At 48.8% G+C, this 682-nt stretch carries 1 protein-coding gene; it reads right to left on the bottom strand.

What is annotated here, in order from left to right; all coding sequences use genetic code 11:
* On the bottom strand, positions 1-613 hold a 613-nt coding region (locus tag R7040_RS26865; RefSeq protein ID WP_318097652.1), incomplete at its 3' end, for a M20/M25/M40 family metallo-hydrolase.
* Positions 614-682: the final 69 nt, after the last annotated feature.

The following is a 682-nucleotide window of genomic DNA, read 5'->3' as shown; positions in this document are numbered from 1 at the left end:
CCATGATCGCGCTGATGCCTTCTTCCGGCGCAAGACCTGCATGTGCAGGGCGGCCTTTGATGGTTGCGACGATCTTTTGTTGGCCCGGAGCAGCTGTTACGATAGTTCCAATTGGGCCACCTGTGTCCAGTACGATCGCTTCTGTTGAGGTTACGTGAGACATATCGAAGTATTCAGAACCGAACAGGCCACCTTCTTCATGTACAGTGAACGCCAATTCGAGCGTTTTGTGTTCTAGGTTTTCAGCTTGGATGCAGCGCACTGCTTCCATGATGGCAGCGATGCCCGATTTGTCGTCACCGCCAAGAATGGTGTTGCCTTTCGAGCGGATGATACCGTCTTCGATGATCGGCTCGATACCAATGCCCGGCGTTACCGTATCCATGTGACAGCTCATTAGGATTGAGCCTTCTTTTTTTCCTTCTAAACGTGCGTACACGTTGAAGCCATTAGAAATGTGTTCTGGTACAGGAAGCTTGTGAACCGTAAAGCCTAGTTCGCCCAGTTGCTCAGCCAGCGTTTCTGCAATTTGTTTTTCATTCATAGATTCGCTGTCGATACGAACCAGTTGGCAGAAATGTTCAACTAGACGTTCTTGATTAATTTGTGTCATTTGGGTGTCTCTTTCTTTTGGGGTCGAGGGCGATACCGAGAAACGATGTGAATTCGAAATCAATGGCAC

The organism is Vibrio sp. 1069, from assembly GCF_033340555.1.
This window is presented reverse-complemented; position numbering and strand designations above follow the sequence as displayed.